Source organism: Phaeobacter sp. HF9A, from assembly GCF_011806385.1.
In the GTDB taxonomy this organism is placed as follows: Bacteria; Pseudomonadota; Alphaproteobacteria; order Rhodobacterales; family Rhodobacteraceae; genus Epibacterium.
In genome coordinates, this window is the sequence record NZ_JAATOX010000021.1 from 1 (window position 1) to 24,176 (window position 24,176).

The 24,176-nt window shown below is 62.3% G+C and carries 24 protein-coding genes; 11 read left to right on the forward strand and 13 right to left on the reverse strand.

The genetic code is table 11. From position 1 onward, the window contains the following. Window positions 1-175: 175 nt before the first annotated feature. The 6 genes from rpsO (at window position 176) to HCZ87_RS05980 (ending at window position 7,355) form a co-directional block, all read left to right on the forward strand. Window positions 176-445 (forward strand): 30S ribosomal protein S15, encoded by a 270-nt coding sequence (rpsO, locus tag HCZ87_RS05955; RefSeq protein WP_019295116.1) that lies wholly within the window; start codon window positions 176-178, stop codon window positions 443-445. Window positions 446-588: 143 nt separating this feature from the next. Then, on the forward strand, window positions 589-1,803 hold the full coding sequence (locus HCZ87_RS05960; RefSeq protein WP_167642859.1) for a GTP-binding protein: 1,215 nt from the start codon (window positions 589-591) through the stop codon (window positions 1,801-1,803). Window positions 1,804-1,820: 17 nt separating this feature from the next. Continuing rightward, complete coding sequence (locus HCZ87_RS05965; RefSeq protein ID WP_254868538.1) at window positions 1,821-2,093, forward strand: DUF6525 family protein; 273 nt, start codon at window positions 1,821-1,823, stop codon at window positions 2,091-2,093. 196 nt (window positions 2,094-2,289) lie between these two features. Continuing rightward, window positions 2,290-4,425, forward strand: coding sequence for a polyribonucleotide nucleotidyltransferase (pnp, locus tag HCZ87_RS05970; RefSeq protein ID WP_167642860.1), 2,136 nt, complete (start codon window positions 2,290-2,292; stop codon window positions 4,423-4,425). Window positions 4,426-4,542: 117 nt separating this feature from the next. Beyond that, on the forward strand, window positions 4,543-6,627 hold the full coding sequence (locus tag HCZ87_RS05975) for a rhamnan synthesis F family protein (RefSeq protein ID WP_167642861.1): 2,085 nt from the start codon (window positions 4,543-4,545) through the stop codon (window positions 6,625-6,627). After that, window positions 6,624-7,355 (forward strand): hypothetical protein, encoded by a 732-nt coding sequence (locus tag HCZ87_RS05980; RefSeq protein WP_167642862.1) that lies wholly within the window; start codon window positions 6,624-6,626, stop codon window positions 7,353-7,355. The genes HCZ87_RS05975 and HCZ87_RS05980 overlap by 4 nt, the downstream gene beginning before the upstream one ends. A gap of 75 nt (window positions 7,356-7,430) precedes the next feature. On the opposite strand, the gene HCZ87_RS05985 is transcribed toward HCZ87_RS05980, so the two are convergent. Further along, entirely contained in the window at window positions 7,431-8,081 is a 651-nt protein-coding gene (locus HCZ87_RS05985) for a peroxiredoxin (RefSeq protein WP_167642863.1), read from the reverse strand. A 148-nt stretch (window positions 8,082-8,229) separates the two neighbouring features. After that, entirely contained in the window at window positions 8,230-9,039 is an 810-nt protein-coding gene (gene iolB / locus HCZ87_RS05990; protein ID WP_167642864.1) for a 5-deoxy-glucuronate isomerase, read from the reverse strand. Between the two features lie 202 nt (window positions 9,040-9,241). On the opposite strand from iolB, the gene HCZ87_RS05995 reads away from it, so the two are divergent. After that, window positions 9,242-9,937, forward strand: coding sequence for an AraC family transcriptional regulator (locus HCZ87_RS05995; protein WP_167642865.1), 696 nt, complete (start codon window positions 9,242-9,244; stop codon window positions 9,935-9,937). Between the two features lie 36 nt (window positions 9,938-9,973). Here the strand turns inward: HCZ87_RS05995 and HCZ87_RS06000 are convergent, their stop codons facing one another. The 8 genes from HCZ87_RS06000 to HCZ87_RS06035 all read right to left on the reverse strand — a co-directional run bounded on the left by HCZ87_RS06000 (window position 9,974) and on the right by HCZ87_RS06035 (window position 16,285). After that, window positions 9,974-10,609 carry a YfdX family protein gene (locus tag HCZ87_RS06000; protein ID WP_167642866.1) on the reverse strand — a complete coding sequence of 212 codons (636 nt, stop codon included), beginning with the start codon at window positions 10,607-10,609 and terminating at the stop codon, window positions 9,974-9,976. A 123-nt stretch (window positions 10,610-10,732) separates the two neighbouring features. Beyond that, entirely contained in the window at window positions 10,733-11,386 is a 654-nt protein-coding gene (locus HCZ87_RS06005; RefSeq protein WP_167642867.1) for an RluA family pseudouridine synthase, read from the reverse strand. Between the two features lie 50 nt (window positions 11,387-11,436). Continuing rightward, window positions 11,437-12,357 (reverse strand): EamA family transporter RarD, encoded by a 921-nt coding sequence (rarD, locus tag HCZ87_RS06010; RefSeq protein WP_167642868.1) that lies wholly within the window; start codon window positions 12,355-12,357, stop codon window positions 11,437-11,439. A 152-nt stretch (window positions 12,358-12,509) separates the two neighbouring features. Beyond that, complete coding sequence (locus HCZ87_RS06015; protein ID WP_167642869.1) at window positions 12,510-13,406, reverse strand: homocysteine S-methyltransferase family protein; 897 nt, start codon at window positions 13,404-13,406, stop codon at window positions 12,510-12,512. 134 nt (window positions 13,407-13,540) lie between these two features. Then, window positions 13,541-13,915 (reverse strand): GFA family protein, encoded by a 375-nt coding sequence (locus HCZ87_RS06020; RefSeq protein WP_167642870.1) that lies wholly within the window; start codon window positions 13,913-13,915, stop codon window positions 13,541-13,543. Further along, the gene (locus HCZ87_RS06025) at window positions 13,912-14,541 is read right to left on the reverse strand and encodes a LysE family translocator (RefSeq protein ID WP_167642871.1); all 630 of its coding nucleotides are present in this window, start codon (window positions 14,539-14,541) and stop codon (window positions 13,912-13,914) included. The genes HCZ87_RS06020 and HCZ87_RS06025 overlap by 4 nt, the downstream gene beginning before the upstream one ends. 36 nt (window positions 14,542-14,577) lie before the next feature. Further along, window positions 14,578-15,033: a GAF domain-containing protein gene (locus HCZ87_RS06030; RefSeq protein WP_167642872.1), complete on the reverse strand. Its 456-nt coding sequence runs from the start codon at window positions 15,031-15,033 to the stop codon at window positions 14,578-14,580. A 79-nt stretch (window positions 15,034-15,112) separates the two neighbouring features. Further along, complete coding sequence (locus HCZ87_RS06035) at window positions 15,113-16,285, reverse strand: acetyl-CoA C-acyltransferase (protein WP_167642873.1); 1,173 nt, start codon at window positions 16,283-16,285, stop codon at window positions 15,113-15,115. 94 nt (window positions 16,286-16,379) lie between these two features. On the opposite strand from HCZ87_RS06035, the gene HCZ87_RS06040 reads away from it, so the two are divergent. The 3 genes from HCZ87_RS06040 to HCZ87_RS06050 all read left to right on the forward strand — a co-directional run bounded on the left by HCZ87_RS06040 (window position 16,380) and on the right by HCZ87_RS06050 (window position 19,060). Further along, window positions 16,380-16,724: an STAS domain-containing protein gene (locus HCZ87_RS06040; RefSeq protein WP_167642874.1), complete on the forward strand. Its 345-nt coding sequence runs from the start codon at window positions 16,380-16,382 to the stop codon at window positions 16,722-16,724. A gap of 33 nt (window positions 16,725-16,757) precedes the next feature. Further along, a complete protein-coding gene (locus HCZ87_RS06045; protein ID WP_167642875.1) occupies window positions 16,758-17,192 on the forward strand; it encodes an ATP-binding protein in 435 nt (144 codons plus the stop codon). Between the two features lie 290 nt (window positions 17,193-17,482). Then, complete coding sequence (locus HCZ87_RS06050) at window positions 17,483-19,060, forward strand: gamma-glutamyltransferase family protein (protein WP_167642876.1); 1,578 nt, start codon at window positions 17,483-17,485, stop codon at window positions 19,058-19,060. Between the two features lie 57 nt (window positions 19,061-19,117). On the opposite strand, the gene hspQ is transcribed toward HCZ87_RS06050, so the two are convergent. Beyond that, the gene (gene hspQ, locus HCZ87_RS06055; RefSeq protein ID WP_167642877.1) at window positions 19,118-19,444 is read right to left on the reverse strand and encodes a heat shock protein HspQ; all 327 of its coding nucleotides are present in this window, start codon (window positions 19,442-19,444) and stop codon (window positions 19,118-19,120) included. Between the two features lie 230 nt (window positions 19,445-19,674). On the opposite strand from hspQ, the gene HCZ87_RS06060 reads away from it, so the two are divergent. Then, entirely contained in the window at window positions 19,675-20,262 is a 588-nt protein-coding gene (locus HCZ87_RS06060; protein ID WP_167642878.1) for a lytic transglycosylase, read from the forward strand. 99 nt (window positions 20,263-20,361) lie between these two features. Here the strand turns inward: HCZ87_RS06060 and HCZ87_RS06065 are convergent, their stop codons facing one another. Together HCZ87_RS06065 and HCZ87_RS06070 are read right to left on the reverse strand one after the other, a co-directional pair. Next, complete coding sequence (locus HCZ87_RS06065) at window positions 20,362-20,961, reverse strand: outer membrane lipoprotein carrier protein LolA (RefSeq protein ID WP_167642879.1); 600 nt, start codon at window positions 20,959-20,961, stop codon at window positions 20,362-20,364. A 67-nt stretch (window positions 20,962-21,028) separates the two neighbouring features. After that, window positions 21,029-24,097 carry a DNA translocase FtsK gene (locus tag HCZ87_RS06070; protein ID WP_167642880.1) on the reverse strand — a complete coding sequence of 1,023 codons (3,069 nt, stop codon included), beginning with the start codon at window positions 24,095-24,097 and terminating at the stop codon, window positions 21,029-21,031. Between the last annotated feature and the right edge of the window lie 79 nt (window positions 24,098-24,176).

Here is a 24,176-nt window from a genome sequence, read left to right on the forward strand (position 1 = left end):
GTCCGGCTCTGCCCTGTACCTGTTTTTCTTTGCAATGCGGCACAGGATCCCGTAAGGACCCGCATCCACAAATGGAATCGCGGCTTGCGGCTCCGTTGTTGGATTTCTCCACGGGCCTGTGCTGGACGACATCCCGGCCTGCGCCATCCACTTTAACCTCATGAAGGAGACCCCGATGTCGATCACCGCTGAAGAAAAAGCACGCCTGATGAAAGAATTCGCAACCAAAGAAGGCGACACCGGTTCCCCGGAAGTCCAGGTTGCAATCCTGACCTCGCGTATCAACACCCTGACCGAGCACTTCAAAACCCATAAAAAAGATAACCACGGCCGCCGTGGTCTGCTGAAAATGGTTGCTCAGCGTCGGAAGCTTCTGGACTACACCAAAGGCAAAGACGAGGCCCGCTATCAGGATCTCATCAAACGCCTGGGCATCCGTCGCTAAGACACCGCCCGGACTTTGGTTCAAAGAGCGCCCGTTCCCCAGAGGAGCGGGCGTTTCTTTTTGCCCACCGTCCGTGGCATCGGCTTGCCTTTTGGATCGCGCTGTGTTTGCTTTGTTATAACATATCAATAAAGGAGTCACAGATGTCCGATCCCCGCCTCCCCGTCACCGTGCTGTCTGGCTTTCTCGGCGCGGGGAAGACCACGCTGCTCAATCACATTCTGAACAATCGCGAGGGCCGTCGGGGGGCGGTGATTGTCAATGATATGTCCGAGGTGAACATTGATGCGGATCTGATCCGCGAAGGCGGCGCCAGGCTGAGCCAGACCGAAGAAACCCTGGTGGAGCTGTCCAATGGCTGCATCTGCTGCACCCTGCGCGATGACCTGCTGGCAGAGGTGCGCCGCCTCGCGCAGGAGGGTCGATTTGACTACCTGCTGATCGAATCCACCGGCATTTCGGAACCGCTGCCGGTGGCCGCGACATTCGATTTCCGCGATGCCGAGGGCGAGAGCCTGTCGGATGTGGCGCGGCTTGATACGATGGTGACGGTGGTCGATGCGGTGAACCTGCTGGGTGATTTTTCCAGCCATGACCTGCTGGCGGAGCGCGGCGAAACCATGGGGGCGGAGGACGAGCGCAGCCTGGTGCATCTGCTGACCGACCAGATCGAATTTGCCGATGTGGTGGTGCTGAACAAGGTGAGCCTTGCGAGCGCCGAACAACGGGACGCCGCCCGCAAGATCATCCGCAGCCTCAACGCCGATGCCGAGATCATAGAGGCGGATTTCAGCGTTGTGCCAGCGGACAAGATCCTCGACACCGGGCTGTTTGATTTCCAAAAAGCGCATGAACATCCGATGTGGGCCAAGGAGCTTTATGGCTTTGCCGATCACGTGCCGGAAACCGAGGAATACGGCATTGCGTCGTTTGTGTATCGCGCGCGGGCGCCTTTTGAGCCGCAAAAGCTGCATGCAGTGCTGAACGGCCCGCTGCCCGGGGTGATCCGCGCCAAGGGGCATTTCTGGCTTGCGACCCGCCCCGATTGGGTGGCGGAATTCTCGCTCGCCGGGGCGCTGTCGAGCGTCGCGCCGCTGGGCACATGGTGGGCCTCGGTCCCGACAGAACGCTGGCCCAGCCACCAGCAGGCGCAGGACTATATGCAGGCGCATTGGCAGGAGCCCTTTGGCGATCGCCGCCAGGAGCTGGTCTTTATCGGGGCCGGGATCGACTGGCCCGCGCTCAAGGGTAAACTGGACGCCTGTCTGGTACCCGTGGCCACCGCAGAGGATTTGCCGCGCTATTCGGGCCTGCCCGATCCCTTCCCGCGCTGGCGGCGCGGCACCGAGGCGGCGTGATCATAGGGCGGGCGAACATGCAGGCAGGCATGGGGCGGCGGATGCGCAATGCCAACCGGGGGGCGGTGCCCCTGCCCAGCCGGCGCCGGCAGGAGGATCCGATGGCGGCCTATGACCGGCTACCGCCTACGCTCCGGGCCTGGCTGCGCGAGGCCAATCTGCCCTGGTCGCCGCGCTCCTGCCATCGCATCTGGCAGGCGGCGCGCAACTCCGGGATGACGGATGCCGACGCGCTGGCCCGGCTGGACGCGGCCGAGGCCAGGACTCTGGCCCGCACAGGGCAAAGATGAGACGCGAAACGCCTCCTGTTCAGCGAATACTTTCTTTCTGTGCAAAACTCATGTATGGGCGGATCTATCTGAGACGATGTGCCCGGACCCCGGCACGCGAAATAAAGATAGCATAGGGGGTCGGCGGCAATGGGGCCGCCATGAAATAAGGAGACCCGGGATACGCCTGGGAGTGCTCCGACTTAGGATACGATAGATGTTCAACGTAACAACGAAAACGATGCAGTGGGGCGAAGAGACGCTTACGCTGGAAACCGGTAAGGTTGCGCGCCAGGCAGATGGCACCGTGATCGCGACCCTCGGCGAAACCTCGGTCATGGCCAACGTGACCTACGCCCGCGCCCAAAAGCCTGGTCAGGATTTCTTTCCGCTGACCGTGCATTATCAGGAAAAATACTACGCCGCCGGTAAGATTCCGGGCGGCTTTTTCAAACGCGAAGCGCGTCCCACCGAAAAAGAGACACTGACCGCCCGTCTGATCGACCGTCCGATCCGTCCGCTGTTCGTGCCCGGCTTCAAAAACGAAGTTCTGGTGATGTGCACCGTTCTGTCCCACGATCTGGTCAATGACCCCGATATCGTGGCGATGATCGCGGCCTCTGCCGCGCTGACCATTTCCGGCGTGCCCTTCATGGGTCCGATCGCTGGCTGCCGCGTCGGCTATGAGGGTGGCGAATACGTCCTGAACCCGACCGTCGATGACATGCACAACCTGCGTCTGAACCCGGAGCAGCGTCTGGATCTGGTCGTCGCGGGCACCAAAGACGCCGTGATGATGGTGGAATCTGAGGCTTACGAGCTGACCGAAGACGAAATGCTCGGCGCTGTGACCTTCGCCCACGAGCAGATCCAGCCGGTCGTTGACCTGATCGTCTCGCTCGCGGAAGAGACCGCAAAAGAGCCCTTCGACTTCACCCCGCCGGACTATTCCGAGCTCTATGCAGCCGTCAAAGCTGCCGGTGAAGAGAAGATGCGCGCCGCCTATGCGATCTCCGACAAGCAGGAACGTGTGTCCGCTGTTGGCGCCGCCAAGGAAGAGATCATCGCCTCGCTCACCGAGGAACAGCAGGAAGACGGCAACCTCGGCTCCGCGCTGAAGAAGCTGGAATCGGTGGTTCTGCGTGGCGATGTCGTGAAAAACGGCCGCCGCATCGACGGTCGTGCGCTGGATCAGGTGCGCGCCATTGAGGCCGAAACCGGCCTCCTGCCCCGGACCCATGGTTCCGCCCTGTTCACCCGTGGGGAAACCCAGGGTCTGGTTGTGACCACGCTGGGCACCGGCGACGATGAGCAGTTCATCGACGCGCTGCATGGCAACTTCAAATCCAACTTCCTGCTGCATTACAACTTCCCCCCCTATTCGGTTGGTGAAGTTGGCCGCGTGGGCTCCCCCGGTCGTCGTGAAATCGGCCACGGCAAGCTCGCATGGCGCGCGTTGCAGGCGGTTCTGCCGGCTCCGACCGACTTCCCCTACACCATCCGCGTGGTCTCCGAGATCACCGAATCGAACGGCTCTTCCTCCATGGCGTCTGTCTGTGGTGGCTCGCTGTCGATGATGGACGCAGGCGTGCCGCTGAAAGCACCGGTTGCCGGTGTGGCCATGGGCCTCGTGCTGGAAGACGACGGCTCCTACGGCATCCTGACCGACATCCTGGGCGACGAGGATCACCTCGGCGACATGGATTTCAAGGTTGCGGGCACCGAGGCAGGCATCACCTCCTTGCAGATGGACATCAAGGTTGCGGGCATCACGCCTGAAATCATGAAATCCGCGCTGGCCCAGGCCAAAGCGGGCCGTCTGCACATCCTCGGCGAAATGGCCAAGGCGCTGACCGAAGCCTCCGAGTTCTCCGAGCACGCGCCGCGTATCGAGACCATGCAGGTTCCGACCGACAAAATCCGCGAAGTCATCGGCTCCGGCGGTAAGGTCATCCGCGAGATCGTCGAAGTCTCCGGTGCCAAGGTCGACATCAACGACGACGGCATCATCAAGATCGCGTCCTCCAACGGCGAGGCCATCAAGAAGGCCTATGACATGATCTATTCGATCGTGGCAGAGCCGGAAGAAGGCGCAATCTACACCGGTAAAGTCGTGAAGATCGTCGATTTCGGCGCCTTCGTGAACTTCTTCGGCAAGCGCGACGGCCTGGTGCACGTCAGCCAGATCGAAAACCGCCGCCTGAACCACCCCAGCGATGTGCTGAAGGAAGGTCAGGAAGTGAAAGTCAAGCTTCTGGGCTTTGACGATCGCGGCAAGGTTCGCCTGTCCATGAAAATGGTAGATCAGGAAACCGGCGAAGAGATCGTCGAAAAGAAAGAAACCGCAGAGTAATCTGCCGCATCTTTCGCAAACACCAAAGGCCCCGTATTTTCGGGGCCTTTATTGTTGAACCGCAGGCGACCCCATATGATGGCCCGCGCCTGCGGTATTTCCTATAGGACACCATTCATGCCCCGTTTTTCCGTCTCCGACATCACCATCGTCACGGTGAGCTACAACAGCAGCCCGATCCTGCCGGACATGCTGAAGACTGTTCCCGACGGGGTGAAGGTGATCGTGGTCGATAACGGCGGCCATGATCGGCCCGCGCTGGACCGGCTGTCGGCGCAATTTGGTTTTCAGCTGATCAGCTGCGAGCGCAATTTCGGCTTTGGCAGCGCCTGCAACACCGGCGTCGCGGCGGCGCAGAGCGAATATGTCCTGCTGCTGAACCCAGACGCGATGCTGGCGGAAAACACGCTCGATCTGCTGCTGGAGGCGGCCGCGCGCCATGATGGGCAAACCGCCTTTGGCCCGGCCATCCTCTCGCCCGACGGGACACCCGATTTCAAGCGCCGCTCCGTGTTGTTGCCGCGCAAGGACTGGCTGCCCAAGGGGATGCCCACCACGGAGCGCGACGTTCCGGTGCTGACGGGATCGGCGATCTTTGCGACCAGAGCGCTGTTCAGCCGCGTTCCGTTCGATCCGCTCATCTTCATGTATCACGAGGATGATGACTGGTCGTTGCGCCTGCGCAAGAGCGGCGGGCGGCTGGTCTTTGTGCCCGACGCGCAGGTCCCCCATAAGGCCGGACATTCCTCTGGCCGCGATCCCGCTATCGCCCGGTTCAAGGCGTTTCACCTTGCCAAATCGCGCATCCAGACGATGCGCAAGCACAAGCTGCCGGTGCCGCGGCTGCGGGCCTACCTGAAAGGGTTTCTGGGCCTGTTGTCGCCGGAGAACCTTGTCTCCCCCCGCAAGCGCGCAAAGAATGTCGGCTTTCTGATGGGCGCGCACCGTCTGAGCAAGGCGGCCACCAGCCCGAAGGACCTCAAACCCCTGCGAGAGAGCCTGCCGGGGTGGAAAGTGAGACGCGAGCTGATGCGTCTGCTGCGCCAATTGAAGGGCCTGCCCCGCAGCATCTTTGAACGCTACATTGCCTCGCATTGGTATGATGCCTTCAAACGCAAGGAGATCAAGCTGCATGACGGGGAGCTTCCGGCGCAAGACAAGGTCGCCATCTATCTGATCTTTCCCAAGGACGGAGTGCTGGAAAGCCATGTCCGATCGCTCGCTTACATGCGAGAGGCCGGCTATGCGCCCTTTGTCGTGTCCAACTTGCCGCTGAGCGATGCGGACCGGGAGCGCCTGAAATCGCTGAGCTGGCGGGTGATGGAGCGCCCCAACATCGGCTATGATTTTGGCGGCTATCGCGATGGCTGTCGCGTCTTAGGCGATGATGTGAAGATGCTGAAGCGCCTGGTTTTGCTCAACGATTCTTCCTGGTTTCCGATCCCCGGCAGCCAGAACTGGCTGCGCGCGGCAGAAGAGCTGGGGCTTGATTACGTCAGTGCCAACACAAGCTATGGCGTGATGCGGGTGGATCCCGATCATTATCACGCCATCCAATGGAACCACGACACCAGCCTGCGCGATTTTCACTATTGCTCCTATGCGCTCTCGATCGGGCCAAACCTTCTGCAATCTCCGAAGTTTATCCGCTATTGGAAGGCCTATCCGCTCACCGAGAACAAGAACAAGGTGGTGCGGCGTGGCGAGATGGGGTTGAGCCGGCTGGCGGTGGACAACGGATTCAGCCATGGCGCAACCTTCGACATTCCCGCCCTGCCCGCGCTGTTGGATGCCTGCACGGATGAAGAGCTCAACCGCTATGCCCAGGGTCTGGTTTGTCTCGGCGAAGAGCGCATGCGCGACGTGCTGGAGGCTGTTCTACCCGACATGGATGCCCGGCGATCCGCCGGCGACAGGCAGGATGTGATCAACCTCCTGCTGACCACCTCGGCGCGCACCGGCCTCAGCTATACGATGCCGCAGTTCCTCTGGGAAAAACACGGGTTTGATTTCCTGAAGAAATCGCCGGTTTCGATCAGCAAAGAGGACTCCGACGTGATGCTGGCGCTTGCACAGAGGATCGCGGCGCAGCATCCTGCGGCGGGATATATCGTTGAAGAAATGCAAGCCATCCGCAGTCGCAAGAATTTCAGCACCGAAGATGAGCCCACCAACCGCAGCCATATGCAGGGATCCTCATGAGCTATTTCGCCAAGCGACAGCAACGAAAACTGCGGCGCGCCCGGCTTCGTGATATCGACGCAGGCACACCACTCAGCTACCGGGGGCTGACGGTTCCGGTCACCAAGGGCCACATGCCGCTGCCGGTCTATTCGCAGATCGCCGAGGACGCCTATGAGGGACCGGAGATCGCAGCGATTCAAAGCCTTGTTCGCGATGGTGACCGCATATTGGAACTGGGCACCGGCCTGGGGATCGTTTCCGGCCTGACGAGTCGCATGGCGAAGGGGTTGGAAATTCGCTCTTTCGAGGCCAACCCACGGCTCATCGAGCATATCCAAAAGCTGCATGAGTTGAACGGGATCACCGAGGTGACGGTGGAAAACGCCCTTCTGGAGCCGGAGCCGGAGGCCTCGCATCGCCCGTTCCACCTGCATCTCTATTTTCCGCAGGGCTCCATCGTCAGCACCGAGGGCAGCACCGAAACCATTGATCTCCCCGTCAAGGATTTCAATGCGGTGATGCGTGACTTCCGGCCCGACATGTTTGTCTGTGATATCGAAGGCGCCGAGGAGTTCCTGTTCCCCAAGGCGGATCTTTCGGGGCTGCGTGCGCTGGTTCTGGAACTGCATCCGGACATGATTTCGCGCAGCGCCGTAAAAACCATCTACGACACCTGCGCCCGTCATGGGCTTTATCCGCGTATCGAATATTCGTCAGAGCAGGTTGTGGCCTTCGAAAAGATCTAGGGCCTGCCCCGGCGGCTTAGGCTGACCGATGCCTCGGTCAGCCTGTGATCGTCTGAGAGGGTTTCCCCTCGCCCCTTAGCTCGGCGCCTTGGTCTTGCGCAGGTAGGGGAAGATGGTCTCAAACTCGCCGAACTTCGCCTTTGCGTCCTCGTTGGAGACCGACGGCGGGATGATCACGTCTTCGCCCGGGACCCAGTTTGCCGGTGTTGCGACGCCCTTGGCCGACATCTGCAAGCCATCCAGCGCGCGCAGGATTTCGGCAAAGTTGCGGCCCACGGTCATCGGATAGGTCATCGACAGTTTCAGCTGCTTGTCCGGGCCGATAATGAAGACAGACCGCACGGTGGCGCTGTCGGCGGGGGTGCGGCCATCGGGCAGATAGGCTTCGGCGGGCAGCATGTCGAAGGCTTTGGACACTTCCAGCCCGGAATCGGCGATGATCGGGAAACCGGCCTCGGCCTTGCCGTAGGATTCGATGTCGCCCTTCCACTTGCGGTGGTCCTCGGCGCTATCGACCGAAACGCCGATCACCTTGGTGCCGCGCGCTTCCCATTCCTTGCTCAGCTGCGCCACGGCAGAGAACTCGGTGGTGCAGACCGGGGTGAAATCCTTGGGGTGAGAGAACAGGATCGCCCAGCTGTCACCGATCCAGTCGTGGAAAGTGATGGTGCCCTGATCCGTTTCTGCGGTGAAGTTCGGCACCACATCATTAATACGCAATCCCATTTGATCGCTCCTCCTTGTGAATATCCAACAGGTGAGTCCTTGAGAACAAACCTAAGCTCTTTCTTGATCGGTTAAAGCCCATGACCCGGCCCCGACCGAATTTATTCGACGCCAGAGGCAGGAGAGCGAGCCCCCTGCCCGGGCCGAATCACTTGGCGTCGCGTTCCATGATCCATTCCACCTCCGGGGCGGGCACAAAGCGCCATTTCCGCAGCGGGCCTGCCATCACGTTCAGGTAATACATCTCAAACCCATAGGGCGCACCGCAGGGGTGGTGGCCACGCGGCACCAACACCACATCGCCATCGGAGACTGCCATGGTTTCATCCAACTGGCCATCGTCGGTATAGACCCGCTGGATGCCAAAGCCATCCGCCGGGTTCAGACGGTGATAATAGGTCTCCTCCAGATAGGTGATGCGGGGGAAGTCATCCTCGTCGTGGCGGTGGCTGGGGAAGCTGGACCAATGGCCCGCCGGGGTGAAGACCTCGGTCACCAGCAGGCTGTCGCAATAGTCCTCGTTCTCCATCGCGATATTGTTGATGTAGCGGGTGTTGGTGCCGGTGCCGCGCTCGGTCAGGGAGATCCCGTCGGGCCCGATCCGCCGCGCGGCGTGGCCGGATTTCCCCGGCGCGGCGCAGACGGCAAGGGTGCAATCGGTGGTGGCCTCGGCGCTCCAGTCCTGACCATTGGGCACATAGAGACAATGCGGCGGGGTTTTCTCAAAGACGCTCATACGCTCGCCCAGCTCGCCCCAGTCCTGGCCGGCGGCGTGGAATGTCGCCTTGCCTTCGACCATCACCAGGATGACCTCGGTGTCGCCGGTGGCCTCTGTGACCCGTTCGCCGGCGCGCAATTTATAGAGCGAAAAGCCCACATAGCGCCAACCCGCATCCGCCGGGGTGATCTGATGCACCTTGCCATGGGTGCCAAAGGGTTTTTTCAAAAGGTCAGGCATGTGTCACCTCAATCCGTTTAGGTCGGCCCAGAATATGCCCTGTCCCGGGCGTTTCGCCCTTGGTGCCATATACGCATGCGGACGTCTGCATAGATTTACGAAAAATTGCGAAATTGGGCGCAGTCTTGCCCGGCACGCGGGGCGCGTTGTTTCAATTCACCTTAGAAACGCTATGTTAGACCCAGTGCCAGGGAGTTGGGCTATGGATTTTTATGACGCCTTGCATCTGGATTTTTCCGGTCCCGAAAGCGCGGTGGAGGCGATCTCGCGGCTCACCAGCTCGCGGGTGGTGGTTGTGACCGCGATAACCTCGGTGCCGGATCCGGTGCTGATCTGTGAAAAACTGTTCCGGCTGGAGCGCTATTGCAGCAGTGCGACCCGATTGGCGTTGGAAGAGGTCACGGAGACCAGCCTGCGGCTGCGCCCGCTCGCCGCGCCGGTGGCGCGGGAGGTGCCGCTTCGGCTTGCAATTGTTCAGGCGCTGCTCCAGCGGGCCGGATTTCACGGCATCAGCGTCGCGCCGCCAGAGCTGCGCTGGCGGAAGGCACCGGCGCTGCCACGGCTCGCCACCAGCAAATCTGAACGGCTGACGGATCATGTCCATCAACTGATCAAGGCCGATCCCGCCCGCGCCTGGCGGATCGGCGAGGCGGCGGCGCATCTTGATCTGTCCCGCCGCAGCCTGCAACGCTATCTGCTGGCCGAAGGCGGCAGTTTTTCCGAGGTGCTGCGACAGGCTCGCACGGATGTCGCGCAGAGCCTGTTGCGCAAGCCCGGATGTCGGCTCGGCGAGGTCGGCTATTGTTGCGGCTATGCCGACCAGGCCCATTTTCAGCGCGAATTCCGCAGGGTCACCGGGCTCACCCCGCGTCAGTTTCAGACAAGCGCCCGCCGCTGACGCGGGGGGCGAGAGCGTGTTGCCGCCTTGCAGCGCCTAGTCGGAGGTCCCTTGCTGCGGGATCGCATCGACCGAATAGCTGCGCATCAAGACAGGCACCTCAAGCTCCTTGAGGGTCAGGTTGGCGGTATAGTAGTCGCCCTTGTCGATCTGCGCCTTGGCTTCGTTGAGCTGGGTGGTGACGCTGTCGATTGGCAGCAAGGCTGTCTGCACGTTCACGTCAACCGAGGCCAGGCGCAGCACGTTGAGTGCGTCATCGGTCTTTCCCTGTTGCATCAGATCTTGTGCCTTATCCAGCGCCGCCTTGGAGTCGTCGGTGGGTTTATACGTCTCGCTCAGTGACATGGCGGAATCGATCGGCAGGAAACGCGCGGCCAGCTCTGGCTCTTCGGTGTCGCCGATGGTCAGATCGTTGAAGCGTTTCTCGGACATGGTGAACAGCTTGACCGCCTGGTCGATCTTCTCTTTTGCGGCGGGGATGTCATTGTCAAAGAGAGCAATCCGCGCGGCATGAGCATCGCCCAGCGCCTTCACGGCCTCATCCGCGGTTTGCAGCATCTTGGCCTGCGTCGCATAGCCGGGCGCTGCCGCGGTGCTTGCATAGGCGGGCGTCAACGCGCTGGTGGACATGAGGGCCACAACGGCGAGCGTTTTGAGTTTGGTTCCAATCATCTTAGCCTCCTCGGGCTGCTGTGCATGAAACCTATATCGGTCGCGGGTGTTACCCTGACCTGAGGCAAATCATACAATTCTGTGAGGAAGCTCTCGTTTCGGTCTCGCCAGCTCACGCGGCCGTCAGAACGGCGCCTTGGCGCGGAATTTATGCGACACGCCGCCGTCGGGATGTTTGAGCCGCAGTTCTTCGGAGTGCAGCATCATGCGCGGATACTCCAGCGCCGCCCCGCTGGCATAGAGCGGATCACCGAGGATCGGATGGCCCAGCGACAGCATATGCACCCGCAGCTGATGCGACCGGCCGGTCTTGGGCATCAGTCTCACCCGGGTCTCTTGCGGATCGGAGCGCAGCACCTTCCAGTCGGTCTCGGCGGGTTTGCCGGTCTCGTGGCAGACCTTTTGCAGCGGGCGGTTGGGCCAATCGACGATCAGCGGCAGATCCACGGTGCCGGAGCGCGGCTCCAGCTGTCCCGCCAGCCGGGCGACATAGGTTTTCTTGGTCATCCGCTTTTCAAATTGCAGGCCAAGGTGGCGCTGCGCATGGGCGGTCATCGCAAAGACCATGACGCCAGAGGTATCGCGGTCCAGCCGATGCACCAAGAGCGCCTCGGGAAAGGCCGCCTGAATGCGGCTGATCAGGCAATCGGCCAGATGCGCGCCTTTGCCCGGCACCGACAACAGCCCCGCGGGTTTGTTGACCACAAGGAGCTGCGCGTCATGGTGCAGAATGTCGAGCGGGTCGCTCGGGGGGCAGTATTCGCTGGATACGGTCATGAGCGCTGCCTAGCGGGCAACGGCTGCGCTGGCAAGATCCCCGAGCGGGATCAACCGGCCGCCGCCACCGGCACCCGCCCCCTGCGCCGCAGTTGCCGCAACAGCGAGACGGAATAGATCACCAGCGCCGCCCAGATCAGCGGGAAGGCCACCATGCGGGCGCCGCCAAAGGGTTCCTTGAACACAAAGACCGCCACCAGGAAAATCATCGTCGGCGCAATATATTGCAGGATCGCGATGGTAGAGAGCCGCAGCAGCTTGGCGCCATTGGCATAGAGCAGCAACGGCACGGCGGTGACCACGCCACAGCACAGCAGCAACAGCGTATCATAGCGATCAGCGCCAAAATGCCCCTGCCCGGTGGCGCTGAGGTAAGCGATATAGCCCAGCGCCGGGATGGTGAGGATCAGCACCTCCAGCAGGAAGCCCTGATTGGGGCCGATGGGCAGGGATTTCTTGAAGAACGCGTAAAACCCCCAGGAAACGGTCAGCCCCAGGGCCACCACCGGCACGCGGCCGGATTCCACCGTCAGGATGATCACCGCCACCGCTGCCAGCGCCACCGCGAGGACCTGCGCCCGGGTCAGGCGCTCGCCCAGCAGCACCGCGCCCATGGCGATGGAAAACAGCGGGTTGATGTAATAGCCCAGCGCCGCCTCCAGCGCGTAGCCGGCGCCGATGGACCAGACATAGATGCACCAGTTGATCGAAATTAGCAGCGCGGTGACACAGCCCATGGCCAGCACCCGGGGGCTGCGCAGGGCCGCCTTCAGATCGCCCAGCCGCCGCTGCATGACCAGCAAGAGACCGGCGATCGGCAGCGACCAGAGAACCCGATGCGCCACCACTTCGCTGGGCGGGATATGCGACACGAGTTTCATGAAGAGCGGCAGGAATCCCCAGAGGAGATAGGCCGTAATCGCCAGGGCGAGCCCCTGCGGGGTATCCACGTTTTCAGATTTGCTGCTCATGGTCGGCCTCCCTGCCGGCGAATCAAAGGGTCAGACAGATGGCGACAACCACTTAACACATAAAGGAAAATCACTGTCCCGCCCGGATCTCCGGTCCGGCGACATCCGGGAATTAGCAGATTTGTCAGCGCTTTACACGATCAGACGTTAGGTCATACGATACGATGCCCCGCCGCCCGCAGGCCCCGCGCGAGCTCGGCGATATGGTCCGGGCCGACTTCGCAGCAGCCGCCGATAATCGTGGCGCCCCGTGCGACCCAATCCATTGCGTAGCTGGCATAGGCTGCGGGGCCAAGGTCGCTGCGGCGCGCCAAGGCATCCACGGTCGGCGCATCCTGCAAAAACGCCTCGGCGATGCCGTCAAACCCATTGGCAAAAGCCCCGAACGGCAGGCTGGCGCCGGCGATAATCTCCAGCGCGGAGGCCACGACCTCTGGCCGGGAACAGTTGATCAGAACCGCCGCGACCTCATGGCTGGCCAGAAGCGGCAGGACCTCTGCCAGAGGCTCGCCAGAGCGCAGCCGTGTGCCATCGGTATCCATCACCGTAAAGGCGATCCAAACCGGCTTGCCAAGCCCGCAGATCCCGCGCAGCACGCCCTCGGCCTCCTGCACCGAGGACACGGTTTCGGCCAGCAGCAGATCCACATGCGGCAGCATCCACGTTGCGATCTCGGCAAAGGCCCGGGCGGCCAGCGCGGGGTCCGGTTTCAAATCCGGGCGATAGGAGGCATAGAGCGGCCCCAGCGCCCCGGCTATGCGGCCCTCAGGATAGGCATCCCGCGCCGTTTTTGCCTGTGTTAGAGCCACTTCCAGCAGCGCAAACAGCTGATCTTCCTTCTCCACGCGTGCCAGTCGGCTGCGGTGCAGCGCGTAGGTGTTGGTCGTCGCCACCGTTGCCCCGGCGGCGAAATAATCGCGATGCAGGCGGCCAACCAGATCCGGCGCGTCCATCATCACCGATGTGGACCAGAGCGGCGTGGCCGCATCCCCTTTGCGCCGCACCAGCTCCTGGCCGATGGAGCCATCAAGGAGTGTTATATCTGCCATGCCCGTCGCCTCTCTCGTTCTGCGGATCTCAACGCGGGGGACCCCGCCGCAATACAGCCTGCGCTGACGCTGGCCCTCATGATGACCATAGCGGCCTGCCTTGGAAAGCCGGTGAAGCGCCTAACGCCGCTGCCCTACTGGGCGTGCTGCGGCAGCCCGTCGGCGATGTCGTAGTAATCGCCCTTGTCGGCCACAAAGATATGCTTTGCCAGCTTGAGCCCCGTCGGGTTGCTCACCGCGCCAAGGGCAAAGCTGGTGGTGTCCTCGTCCAGCGCCTTCCAGAACAGGAAGGAGCCGCATTTGGCGCAGAATCCGCGTTTGGCCGCCGCGCTGGAGGCGTACCAGGTGACCTCGCCGGTGATGGTCAGATCGCTATCCGCCACATAGGCCGAGGACCAGACGCCGCCGGATTGGCGACGGCATTGGCCGCAATGGCACATGGAGATGCCCCTGGGCTCTGCCCCGGTTTCAAAGTGGATATTGCCGCAAAGACAGTGGCCCTTGATCATGATGTGCCCTCCAGATTGGGTGTGCTGCTGGCCCCGAGAAGGACGCCGTAGACAATGAAACAGATCGCCAGGAGACGGCGGATCCAGACGTTGAACACCGCCGCCAGAGCTGCGCGGCCCATGCCCACGCCCAGCAGAGTAAAGCCGGTATAGCTGAGCGTCGTCAACGTCAGCGCGGTTGGCACGATCACCGCCATCTGCGACCAGATCGGCACATCCGGCTGCACGAACTGGGAAAAGGCGGCGAGATATCCCGCGACGCTCTTGGGGTTGATCGTGGCAACCGCAAGCGCATGCAGATAGACATGCCGCGCCGGGCGTTCGACCGCCGGGGCGGGCTTGGTGGCATTGCGCCAGCCGCGCAGGCCCTGAAAGATCAGAAACCCCGCCCCAACCAGTTTCGCGATAAAGAACCCGGTGGGCGAGGCCGCAATCAGCGCCGTCACCCCCAGCGCCGAGAGCAGCAGAAAGGCGCTCGCCTGTGTCAGGATGGCCAGCACCCCCAGCATCGCCTTGCCAAAGCCGAGGTTCATGCCGTTGGAGATGCAATTCACCGCATTCGGCCCCGGCGTGGTGACAAAGGCGACCCAAAAGAGCGCAAAGAGGAGCCAGGCATCAAAGCTCATGAGGGGGCCTTGGGGCGAGGCTGCAACAGGACAAGCTCACAGCCGCCCAAACACCGCGTCCAGGAGCGCGGCGAGCCGCGTTGCGTCCTCCTGGGTGAAGGCCGCGGGCTGGTTGCTGTCGATATCCAGCACCCCGATCACCGCCCCCGCGCCATTGCGCACCGGCAGCACGATCTCGGATCGGGTGGCGGAGGAACAGGCGATATGGCCGGGAAAGGCCTCGACGTCGTCCACCAGCTGCACCGCGTTCAGGCGGGCCGCCGCGCCGCAGACACCCCGGGCAAAGGGGATCACAAGACAGCCGTGGCCGCCCTGATAGGGGCCGATCTTCAGGAGCTCCGGTTCGGTGACGCGGTAAAACCCGGTCCAGTCAAAGCGATCATCGGCGTGATGCAGCTCGCAGGCCAGCGTGGCCATCAGGGCGATCTCGTCGGTTTCCCCCTCGGTGAGCGCGGCCACGGTTTTGGTCAGATCATCATAGTTCACAAGCATCAAAGTTTCGCTTTTTTGAATATTAAGGGAGGGGGAGGCATCCCCCTCCGCCGTCACCACCCTGCGGGGCGGGACCGAATCAAACCCGCTCGATCGCGATGGCGGTGCCTTCACCACCGCCGATACAAATCGCCGCAACGCCACGGCGCAGGTCGCGTTTTTCCAGCGCGTTCAGCAGCGTCACGATGATGCGCGCGCCAGAAGCCCCGATCGGGTGACCCAGCGCGCAGGCGCCGCCGTTCACGTTGATCCTTTCCCGGGGCACGCCCATCTCGCGCATGAAGGCCATGGGCACCACCGCGAAGGCCTCGTTGACCTCCCAGAGGTCCACGTCCTCCACATCCCAGCCGATCCGGCTGAGCAGCTTGCGCGCGGCGGGCACCGGCGCGGTGGTGAACCAACCCGGCGCCTGCGCATGGCTGGCGTGGCCCAGGATCTCTGCCTTGACCTGCAAGCCCCGCGCGGCTGCCGCATCCTCGGAGGCCAGAACCAGGGCCGCCGCCCCGTCCGAGATCGAGGAGGAGTTCGCCGCCGTCACCGTGCCGCCTTCGCGGAAGGCCGGTTTCAGGGTCGGGATCTTGTCCGGCCGCGCGGTTTTCGGCTGTTCGTCCACATCGGTGACAACCTCGCCTTTGCGCGTCTTTACAATGACTTCGGTGATTTCACCGTCAAAAGCGCCGCTCTCTTGCGCCGCCAACGCATTCGCCAGTGAGCCCAGCGCAAATTCGTCCTGCTCTTCGCGGGTGAAGTGGTAATGTTCGGCGCAGTCTTCGGCGAATGTACCCATCAAACGGCCCCGATCATAGGCGTCTTCCAGCCCGTCGAGGAACATGTGGTCGATCACCTGACCATGGCCGATCCGCGCGCCGCCGCGCATCTTGGGCAGCAAATAGGGCGCGTTTGTCATGCTTTCCATGCCGCCGGCAACGATCACATCCGCGCCGCCAAGCGCCAGACGGTCCATCGCCATCATCGCCGCTTTCATGCCAGAGCCGCACATCTTGTTGAGCGTGGTGGCCGGGACATCCTCGCCAAGCCCGGCGGCAAATCCGGCCTGCCGCGCCGGGGCCTGCCCCTGACCTGCGGGCAGAACGCAGCCCATCAGAACCTCGTCCACGGTCTCGGCGCCGGCCCGTTGCATCGCCGCTTTGATCGCGCTGCCCCCCAGCTCCGCCGCTGGAACGCCGTCATACATGCCCTGAAAGCCGCCCATGGGCGTTCGGGCCGCCCCGCAAATAAATACTCTGCCCATTCTTAATTCCTCCAATTTTCCATGCTATCCATACTGAATAATAACAATTAAGGTCTAGGGTGAGTTCCAGATTTGATGAGCTGAGGAACGTGAAATGAGCCTGACAAGTACGGTAGCAGATGGCGCGCAGGTGGTGACGGTGAACGCCCAGCGCATTGATGCAGCCATGGCCATTCAATTCAAGGAAGACATGCGCAGCGAGACAGAAGATGGCCCGGAACGTGTCATCCTGGACCTGTCGAATGTGGATTTTATCGATTCCAGCGGCCTGGGGGCGATCGTCGCCGCGATGAAGCAGCTGGGCGCGGCACGCAAGCTGGACCTCGCCGGGTTGACTCCGATGGTGGACAAGGTCTTTCGCCTGACCCGCATGGATACTGTTTTCAATCTTTACAGCACGCTTCAGGACGCTCTGGATCCTGAGCAAGTCGAAAATTGAGTCCGCTACAACCGTGCCTGGAGCCTGAACTAAATGGTTGAAACCTTCGCCTGCTCCTTCAGGGCGACCGAGCTAGACGCCCGCCGGGGCATCGTTTCGGTGGTTGAACGCCTGAAGGAAATGGGTATCCCCAATACCCGGGTTGACGAGGTGCAAATCGCCCTCGCCGAGGCCGTGAATAACGTGGTGGAGCATGCCTACGCCGAAACCACCACGGGCGATGTTCTGATCCGCTGCAATCTTTTCCCAGATCGGCTCTGGGTAGAGATCCGCGATGCAGGCGCGCCCTTCCCGGACGCGAAACTGCCAGAGGGCAAAGCGGTGGATGTCGACACCCCGCTGGAGAATCTCCCCGAGGGCGGTTTTGGCTGGCTCCTGATCCGCGAACTCGCCAATGACGTGCAGTACCAGCGCAATCTGGACAACAACCAGCTGTCGCTGTGCTTTGAAATCCAGCTGACCAGTTGAGCGCAGAGCAGGCGCACGACATGCATCAGAGGTATCGCGAGAGTCGCCCGATACGCCACAAATTCGCCGCAAGACCGGCACATCAGCGCCGAATTGGTAAGGAAAAACTCAATCCGTAGCTGCTTGATAGCTTCCCCCGGTGCGATGCGTTCATGCCCCCACCAACAGCGTCGCACCGGGGCGTTCTGCGGGGGCGTCGCGCGCCTGCCGGATCGGTGGCAGATGTCGTTTTGCCATTGCCTCTGCGCGCGGGATATCTAGGCTCGCCCTCAAACCAGGGAGGGCAGCTTATGCGCGATTTTCAATTTCCCGGCCGCTCGGCGGTCTTTGCGCAGAACGGGATCTGCGCCACCTCGCACCCGCTGGCGGCGCAGGCGGCAATCGACATCCTGAAACGCGGCGGCAACGCCATGGACGCGGCCATCACCGGGGCTGTGTTGCTCGGGATTTGCGAACCCCAGATGACCGGGATCGGCGGCGATTGCTTTGTGCTCTATTCCCGCGCGGGCGAGGATCAGGTGCGCGCGCTCAATGGTTCCGGCCGCGCCCCGGCGGCGGCAAGTGCGGCGCGGCTGCGCGAGCAGGGTTTGCAGACCGTGCCGCTCAACACCCCCGATGCGGTGACGATCCCCGGCGCCATCGACGCTTTCTGCCATCTTGCGGAAACCGAAGGACGCCTGGGGCTGGACGCGCTGCTGGCCCCGGCGATCCACTATGCAGAGGCGGGCGTGCCGGTTGCGCCCCGGGTCGCCTTTGACTGGGCCAATGATGCATCCACCCTTCAGGGCGTTGCCCGCGATGCCTATCTGCCATGGGGCAAGCCGCCTAGCGTCGGCGATATTTTCCGCGCGCCGGGTCAGGCGGAGGTTCTGCGGCGGCTGGCGCGCGACGGGCGGGATGCTTTCTACACGGGCGAGATTGCCGAGGATATGATCGCCGCCCTCACCGCGCGGGGCGGGCACCACAGCGCCGAGGATTTCGCCGCGACCCAGGCAACCCCGACCGAGCCGATCCAGGGGCATTACAAAGGGGTCGATCTGCTGGAGCATCCGCCCAACGGTCAGGGCGCAACCGCGATTCTGATGTTGAATATCCTCAAGCATTTCGACATCGCGGGCATGGACCCCTTGGGCGCGCAGCGCGCCCATATCGAGGCCGAAGCGGCAAAGCTCGCCTATGACGCCCGCAACCGTTTCATCGCCGAGCCAGAGCATATGTCGCGTCTGGATCACATGCTGTCAGAGGAGACCGCCGCGCGTCTTGCCGCGCTGATCGACCCGAAACGTGCCATGGCCGCCCCCGCCGCCCTGAGCGAGGCGGTGCATAAGGACACGATCTATATCACCGTGGTGGACAAGGACCGGATGGCGGTATCGCTGATCTATTCGATCTTTCATGGGTTTGGCTCCGGCATCGCATCGGAGAAATTCGGCATCCTGCTTCAGAACCGTGGCGCGGGCTTCTCGCTGACGCCCGGCCACGCCAACGAGATGGCGGGGGGCAAACGGCCCATGCATACGATCATTCCGGCGATGCTGGCAGAAGGCGGGCGCGTCAGTCTGCCCTTTGGCGTCATGGGAGGCGCCTATCAGCCCAATGGCCATGCGCGGTTCGTGTCAAACCTGCGCGATTTTGGCATGGACCCGCAGGCGGCGATGGATGCGCCCCGGGCGTTTTCCGACAGCGGCACCTTCAAGGTCGAGCGCGGCTATTCCGATCAGGTCCGCGCCGAGCTGGCCGAGATGGGACATAAGGTGGTCATTCCCCCCACCGCCATTGGCGGCTCGCAAGCGATCCGTATCCATGACAGCGGTGTGTTGGAGGGGGCGAGCGATCCGCGCAAGGATGGGTGCGCGCTCGGCTACTGAGCGAACAGCCCCCGGTGCCTGCCGCCGGGGGCCAGTACCAGGGATCAAAGCCAGGGATCAGTTCAGCGGATATTGCAGCTCGTAGTTGCCATCGTCAAAACCGGCGAACATCTCGTAGACATCCGGGTGGCTGACCGGCTCGCCGGAGTAGTCGGCGATCAGGTTCTGCTCTGACACATAGGCGATGTAGTAGCTCTGATCGTTTTCCGCGAGCAGGTGGTAATAGGGCTGTTCCTTGGCCGGGCGGCTGTCCTCGGGGATGGATTCATACCATTCCTCGGTGTTTGCAAATTCGGGATCCACATCAAACACAACGCCCCGAAAGGGATGTTTGCGATGGCGCACGACTTGGCCAAGGTTATATTTTGCGCGTGTTTTCAACATGTTTACCGGCCCTCTTCCCCCCGATACTAGCGTTTTCTGCCTCTGATTGTCCAACCTCCGCGGCAATATTTTGCAGAAACAATCTGTCTGCTCGCTATCTACAGTCATCTAAACAAATAAATTTAAACCGAATTTTACTCTTGGGTTGAATGGCTGCGCCTCTGTCAATGGGGATTTCTTCTCTGGCCCAGATTGTCTAAACTGGCAAAAAAAACACAAGGCAGAGGCAAATGAGCAGAATCATATGTGCCCTGGCGCTCCTGTTGGCATTGGCCGCATGCGGTGGCGGACATAAATCCCCGCCGCGGAATTTGGACAATGCGTGCAGCATCATCAACGAGCGCCCGAAATATCTCCGCGCGTTCCGGGCCGCCGAGCGGCGCTGGGGTGTTCCCGTACATGTGCAGATGGCGACGATCCATCAGGAAAGCCGCTTTGACGGCGACGCGCGCACACCGCACAAGTTTGTCCTCGGCATCCTGCCGATGGGGCGGGTTTCCAGCGCCTATGGCTATGGTCAGGCGCTGGACGGGACATGGGATGAGTACCGTGAGGATACCGGTCGCCGCTTTGCCCGTCGGGATCGCATTGACGATGCCACGGATTTCATGGGCTGGTATATGACCCGCAGCTATCAGCGCAACGGCATTCCGCTCAGCGATGCGCGCAACCAATACCTGGCCTATCACGAGGGCCATACCGGATATGCCCGGGGCAGCTATCGCAGCAAGGCTTGGCTGCTGCGGGTTGCCAATAAGGTCGAGGCACGCTCCAACGCCTATAAGGCGCAGCTGGAAGGCTGCCGCCGGTTCCGCTGATCACCGCACGAAGGGCGGCGGCCCCTCACGCTGCGGGCTTTGATACGAGGGGCTCCGCCCCTCGTGCTCCCCGGGATATTTCAGAAAAGATGAAAGCCGTCAGCGGTCTCGCTCTGCGCGGGAGGCGCTGAACAGGCTGGATTTCAGCGACATGCCGGTTTCCATGGCGCCCAGAACCACTGTCGTTTCTTCGCCGCTGCCGCCATGGATAACCCATTTGCGCAGCTGCACGGGGTTGTCGGTGAACATCAGCTCGATGTTGCCATATTCCGGGTTCTTGGGGTCCTGCGCCCGCACCACGGTCGATACCCCGTCAAAATCATGCCCCACCACCATATTGGCGCGGCCCAGATCGACGGTGCGTGCCAGTATCAGCGAGAGCGGCGTGCGCTCCAGCGGGTAGGTTTCAGGGGGCTGGTTGGATTTGGGGTCGAAGATATAGACCGCGCCCGCCTCCGCCAGCACCAGCCCCGCGTCAGGGCCGCCGTATTCAAACCGCACCTTGCCCGGGCGACGGATGTAGAGCTCGCCAGTGGCGAGGCTGCCATCGTCATTGACCTGGGTAAACGCGGCCTTGGCGGTGCGAAAGCTGTTTAGATAGGCCGAGATTTCATTGAGGCTGAGCTTTTCAGCCGCAGAGGCGGCCGTGCTGGCCAGAGCGGATGCGCCGAGCGCGAGGGCGAAGACAAACTGTTTCATGGAACCCAAGATATGCGCCAAATTGGCGATGTGAAGAGGCCGGGCACCCCGCCCGGCCTTTTGTCGCCTATTGTTCGGGAATAAGAATTTCCCTTTTGCCAACGTGGTTTGCGGCGGAAACCAGGCCTTCTTCTTCCATTTGTTCCACCAGCCTCGCGGCTTTGTTATATCCGATGCCGAGTTTGCGCTGGATATAGGAGGTGGAACATTTGCGATCCTTGATGACGATCGCCACCGCCTGATCGTAGAGCGCATCCTCGCCATTGGTGTTGCCGCCGGTATTGAGCCCAAGCACCGCGTCGATGGTATCGGCCTTTTCCTCGTCCGGGCCTTCGACCACGCCGCCGACATAAGCGGGCGGGCCGAATTGCTTGAGGTGGTTGACCACCTCTTCGACTTCCTCATCCGCCACAAAGGGACCGTGGCAGCGGGTGATCCGGGCGCCGCCCGCCATATAGAGCATGTCGCCCATGCCCAGGAGCTGCTCGGCGCCCATTTCGCCCAGGATGGTGCGGCTGTCGATCTTGGAGGTGACCTGGAAGGAAATCCGGGTCGGGAAGTTGGCTTTGATGGTGCCGGTGATCACATCCACCGAGGGGCGTTGCGTGGCCATGATCAGGTGGATGCCCGAGGCCCGCGCCATCTGCGCCAAACGCTGGATGCAGGCCTCGATTTCCTTGCCCGCGACCATCATCAGGTCGGCCATCTCGTCCACGATCACGACGATATAGGGCAGTTTCTTGGGTTCGAACTCTTCCGTTTCGAACACCGGTTCGCCGGTATCATCGTCAAAGCCGGTCTGCACCGTGCGCGAGAACATCTCGCCCCGGGCCAGCGCCTCTTTGACGCGGCCATTGTAGCCGGAGATATTGCGCACGCCCATCTTGGACATCTTGCGATAGCGGTCTTCCATCTCGCCTACGACCCATTTCAGCGCCACAACCGCCTTTTTCGGGTCGGTCACAACCGGGCTGAGCAGATGCGGGATGCCGTCATAGACGGAGAGTTCCAGCATCTTGGGGTCGATCATGATCATGCGGCATTCCTCTGGCGAGAGCTTGTAGAGGAAGGAGAGGATCATGGTGTTGATGGCCACGGATTTACCGGAGCCGGTGGTGCCCGCGATCAGCAGGTGAGGCATTTTGGCGAGGTCGGCGACGATGCTGTCGCCGCCAATGTCCTTGCCCAGCGCCAGCGGCAGGCTCTGATTGCCGTCGCCATAGTCGCGGCTGGAGAGGATTTCGCGCAGCACCACCTTTTCGCGATTGTCGTTGGGCAGCTCGATACCGATCACCGAGCGCCCGGGCACGGTGGACACCCGCGCAGACAGTGCCGACATGGAGCGCGCGATGTCATCGGAAAGGCCAATCACCCGCGATGCCTTGAGACCGGGGGCAGGTTCAAGCTCGTACATGGTGACGACGGGGCCGGGACGCACCGAGACGATCTCGCCCTTGACGCCATAGTCATCCAGCACCGATTCCAGCATGCGGGCGTTTTCTTCCAGCGCCTCGTCGCTCAGGTGGTGCCGTTCGATATGCGACGGGTTGGTCAGCAGCGACAGCGGCGGCAGTTCAAAATCGCTGTCGTCATCGGGGAACAGGGTTGGCTCTGCCTCGGCCTGGGCGCGGGTGGAGGGCTGCATCGGTTTGCGCTGAGGCTGTTCCACCACCGCCTTGCGCGGTTCGGCCACCGGGATGGGCATCGGCGTTGGCGTCGAGGCGGGGGCCTCGGCCCGGGGGGCGATGTGCAGCCGGGGCTTGCTGGGCTGCGCCGTTGCGGTGCTGTTGCTCGGGGTGGCAGAGACCGGCAGATCCTCGGTCGGGACCTCATCGGCCATGAAGTCAAAATCACTCGGGGCCTGTGGCAACGCATGCGTGGGCTCCGGCGCGGCAGGACTCGGGGCTGTCGGGATCGGGGCGGCCGGGATCGGTGCGGAGGGGATCGTCGCAGCCGGGGCCTCGGTCATCGCAGAGAGAGGCGGCTCTGCCTCTGCGGCGAGTTCTTGCGGCGCAGTGGAAAAGATCAGCGGCTCCGGGCGCTTGCCCCGCCCCTTGGTCAGCGGCAGGTTCGGATCGGGCTGCGGCGGCGCGGCCTGGGCGCGACGAATGCGCACCGCATTGGCGATCTTGTTGGCGATCCGTTCGTCGCCGGGCATCTGGGACATATCCGCCCGCGGCTCTGGCTCGACCAGCTCCGGTTCCGGCATCTCCACCGGCTCGGCGCGGCGGATCAGGCTGGTGGCACGGCTGAACAGGCCGCCGCGTTCCTCCACCTGCGGGGCCGGGGCGACAGCGGGGGCCTCCGGGATGTAGGGCGCGGGAGTATGCAGGGCAAATTGCGGCTCGCTGCGGATATAATCCGCTTCATCGAGCGGATCGCTATAGACCAGCATCTCCTCTTCCTCGGCGATGGCTGCGGTGCTGTAGCGGGTTTCCTGACGGCGGTTCTGCCAGTTGCGGGCGGCCTGCACGCCGCCGCTGGCGCTCTTGCCCATCAGGCTGACGATACCGCCATAGGCCAGGATGACGCCGAGGATCAGGAAACGGCCAAGCCGGATCAGCTCTGGCCGGGTGAAGCCAAGCACAAAGGCGCCCATCACCAGCATGCCGAGCGCAGTCACGAAGGAGAGCGATTTCACGATAAAGGCGAGGCTGAACGGCAGGAGCGCCAGAAGCCCGCCCAGCGCGGTGTCACCGATCATACCGCCAAGGCCAAAGCTGTGAAACGCCCGCCAGTCCGCATCCGGCACCAGGGTGCTGAAATGCAGCGCCACCACAATGAGCCAGAACACCAGCATCAGCGCCGGCCACAGCACCCGGTCCTCGCCCTTGTGCAGCGCAAAGCGCGCGCCCCAGGCCAGCGGGAAGATCGCAACCGCCCAGGCGCCATTGCCAAGGAAGGTGATCAGCAGAAAGGCGATCGAGGCGCCGGGCTGGCCCAGCCAGTTCTGCACGGGTGCATCGCTGGAGACCATCCAGTTGCTGTCATCCGGCGTATAGGATCCGATCATTGCAGCCACCAGAAGACCAACGCCAACCAGCGCGAGCCCGATCAGCTCCTTGCCGCGCTTTTCAATGGCCGCCTGCATGTTGCTGTCCAGGAGTGGATCCCTGCTGCGGGTTTGAAATGCCATGCCTACCTCAGTTCGCTCGCGCCGGGCTGTGGCTGTTTCGCTCTTTGGTCAGCCCCGCGGGTGGTGTTTCATCTTGCTA

What these genes read in the sequence shown, in the direction of transcription:
- rpsO (WP_019295116.1), top strand. Translation starts at nt 176, where the DNA reads ATGTCGATCACCGCTGAAGAAAAAGCACGCCTGATGAAAGAATTCGCA.
- HCZ87_RS05960 (WP_167642859.1), top strand. Translation starts at nt 589, where the DNA reads ATGTCCGATCCCCGCCTCCCCGTCACCGTGCTGTCTGGCTTTCTCGGC.
- HCZ87_RS05965 (WP_254868538.1), top strand. Translation starts at nt 1,821, where the DNA reads ATGCAGGCAGGCATGGGGCGGCGGATGCGCAATGCCAACCGGGGGGCG.
- pnp (WP_167642860.1), top strand. Translation starts at nt 2,290, where the DNA reads ATGTTCAACGTAACAACGAAAACGATGCAGTGGGGCGAAGAGACGCTT.
- HCZ87_RS05975 (WP_167642861.1), top strand. Translation starts at nt 4,543, where the DNA reads ATGCCCCGTTTTTCCGTCTCCGACATCACCATCGTCACGGTGAGCTAC.
- HCZ87_RS05980 (WP_167642862.1), top strand. Translation starts at nt 6,624, where the DNA reads ATGAGCTATTTCGCCAAGCGACAGCAACGAAAACTGCGGCGCGCCCGG.
- HCZ87_RS05985 (WP_167642863.1), bottom strand. Translation starts at nt 8,081, where the DNA reads ATGGGATTGCGTATTAATGATGTGGTGCCGAACTTCACCGCAGAAACG.
- iolB (WP_167642864.1), bottom strand. Translation starts at nt 9,039, where the DNA reads ATGCCTGACCTTTTGAAAAAACCCTTTGGCACCCATGGCAAGGTGCAT.
- HCZ87_RS05995 (WP_167642865.1), top strand. Translation starts at nt 9,242, where the DNA reads ATGGATTTTTATGACGCCTTGCATCTGGATTTTTCCGGTCCCGAAAGC.
- HCZ87_RS06000 (WP_167642866.1), bottom strand. Translation starts at nt 10,609, where the DNA reads ATGATTGGAACCAAACTCAAAACGCTCGCCGTTGTGGCCCTCATGTCC.
- HCZ87_RS06005 (WP_167642867.1), bottom strand. Translation starts at nt 11,386, where the DNA reads ATGACCGTATCCAGCGAATACTGCCCCCCGAGCGACCCGCTCGACATT.
- rarD (WP_167642868.1), bottom strand. Translation starts at nt 12,357, where the DNA reads ATGAGCAGCAAATCTGAAAACGTGGATACCCCGCAGGGGCTCGCCCTG.
- HCZ87_RS06015 (WP_167642869.1), bottom strand. Translation starts at nt 13,406, where the DNA reads ATGGCAGATATAACACTCCTTGATGGCTCCATCGGCCAGGAGCTGGTG.
- HCZ87_RS06020 (WP_167642870.1), bottom strand. Translation starts at nt 13,915, where the DNA reads ATGATCAAGGGCCACTGTCTTTGCGGCAATATCCACTTTGAAACCGGG.
- HCZ87_RS06025 (WP_167642871.1), bottom strand. Translation starts at nt 14,541, where the DNA reads ATGAGCTTTGATGCCTGGCTCCTCTTTGCGCTCTTTTGGGTCGCCTTT.
- HCZ87_RS06030 (WP_167642872.1), bottom strand. Translation starts at nt 15,033, where the DNA reads ATGCTTGTGAACTATGATGATCTGACCAAAACCGTGGCCGCGCTCACC.
- HCZ87_RS06035 (WP_167642873.1), bottom strand. Translation starts at nt 16,285, where the DNA reads ATGGGCAGAGTATTTATTTGCGGGGCGGCCCGAACGCCCATGGGCGGC.
- HCZ87_RS06040 (WP_167642874.1), top strand. Translation starts at nt 16,380, where the DNA reads ATGAGCCTGACAAGTACGGTAGCAGATGGCGCGCAGGTGGTGACGGTG.
- HCZ87_RS06045 (WP_167642875.1), top strand. Translation starts at nt 16,758, where the DNA reads ATGGTTGAAACCTTCGCCTGCTCCTTCAGGGCGACCGAGCTAGACGCC.
- HCZ87_RS06050 (WP_167642876.1), top strand. Translation starts at nt 17,483, where the DNA reads ATGCGCGATTTTCAATTTCCCGGCCGCTCGGCGGTCTTTGCGCAGAAC.
- hspQ (WP_167642877.1), bottom strand. Translation starts at nt 19,444, where the DNA reads ATGTTGAAAACACGCGCAAAATATAACCTTGGCCAAGTCGTGCGCCAT.
- HCZ87_RS06060 (WP_167642878.1), top strand. Translation starts at nt 19,675, where the DNA reads ATGAGCAGAATCATATGTGCCCTGGCGCTCCTGTTGGCATTGGCCGCA.
- HCZ87_RS06065 (WP_167642879.1), bottom strand. Translation starts at nt 20,961, where the DNA reads ATGAAACAGTTTGTCTTCGCCCTCGCGCTCGGCGCATCCGCTCTGGCC.
- HCZ87_RS06070 (WP_167642880.1), bottom strand. Translation starts at nt 24,097, where the DNA reads ATGGCATTTCAAACCCGCAGCAGGGATCCACTCCTGGACAGCAACATG.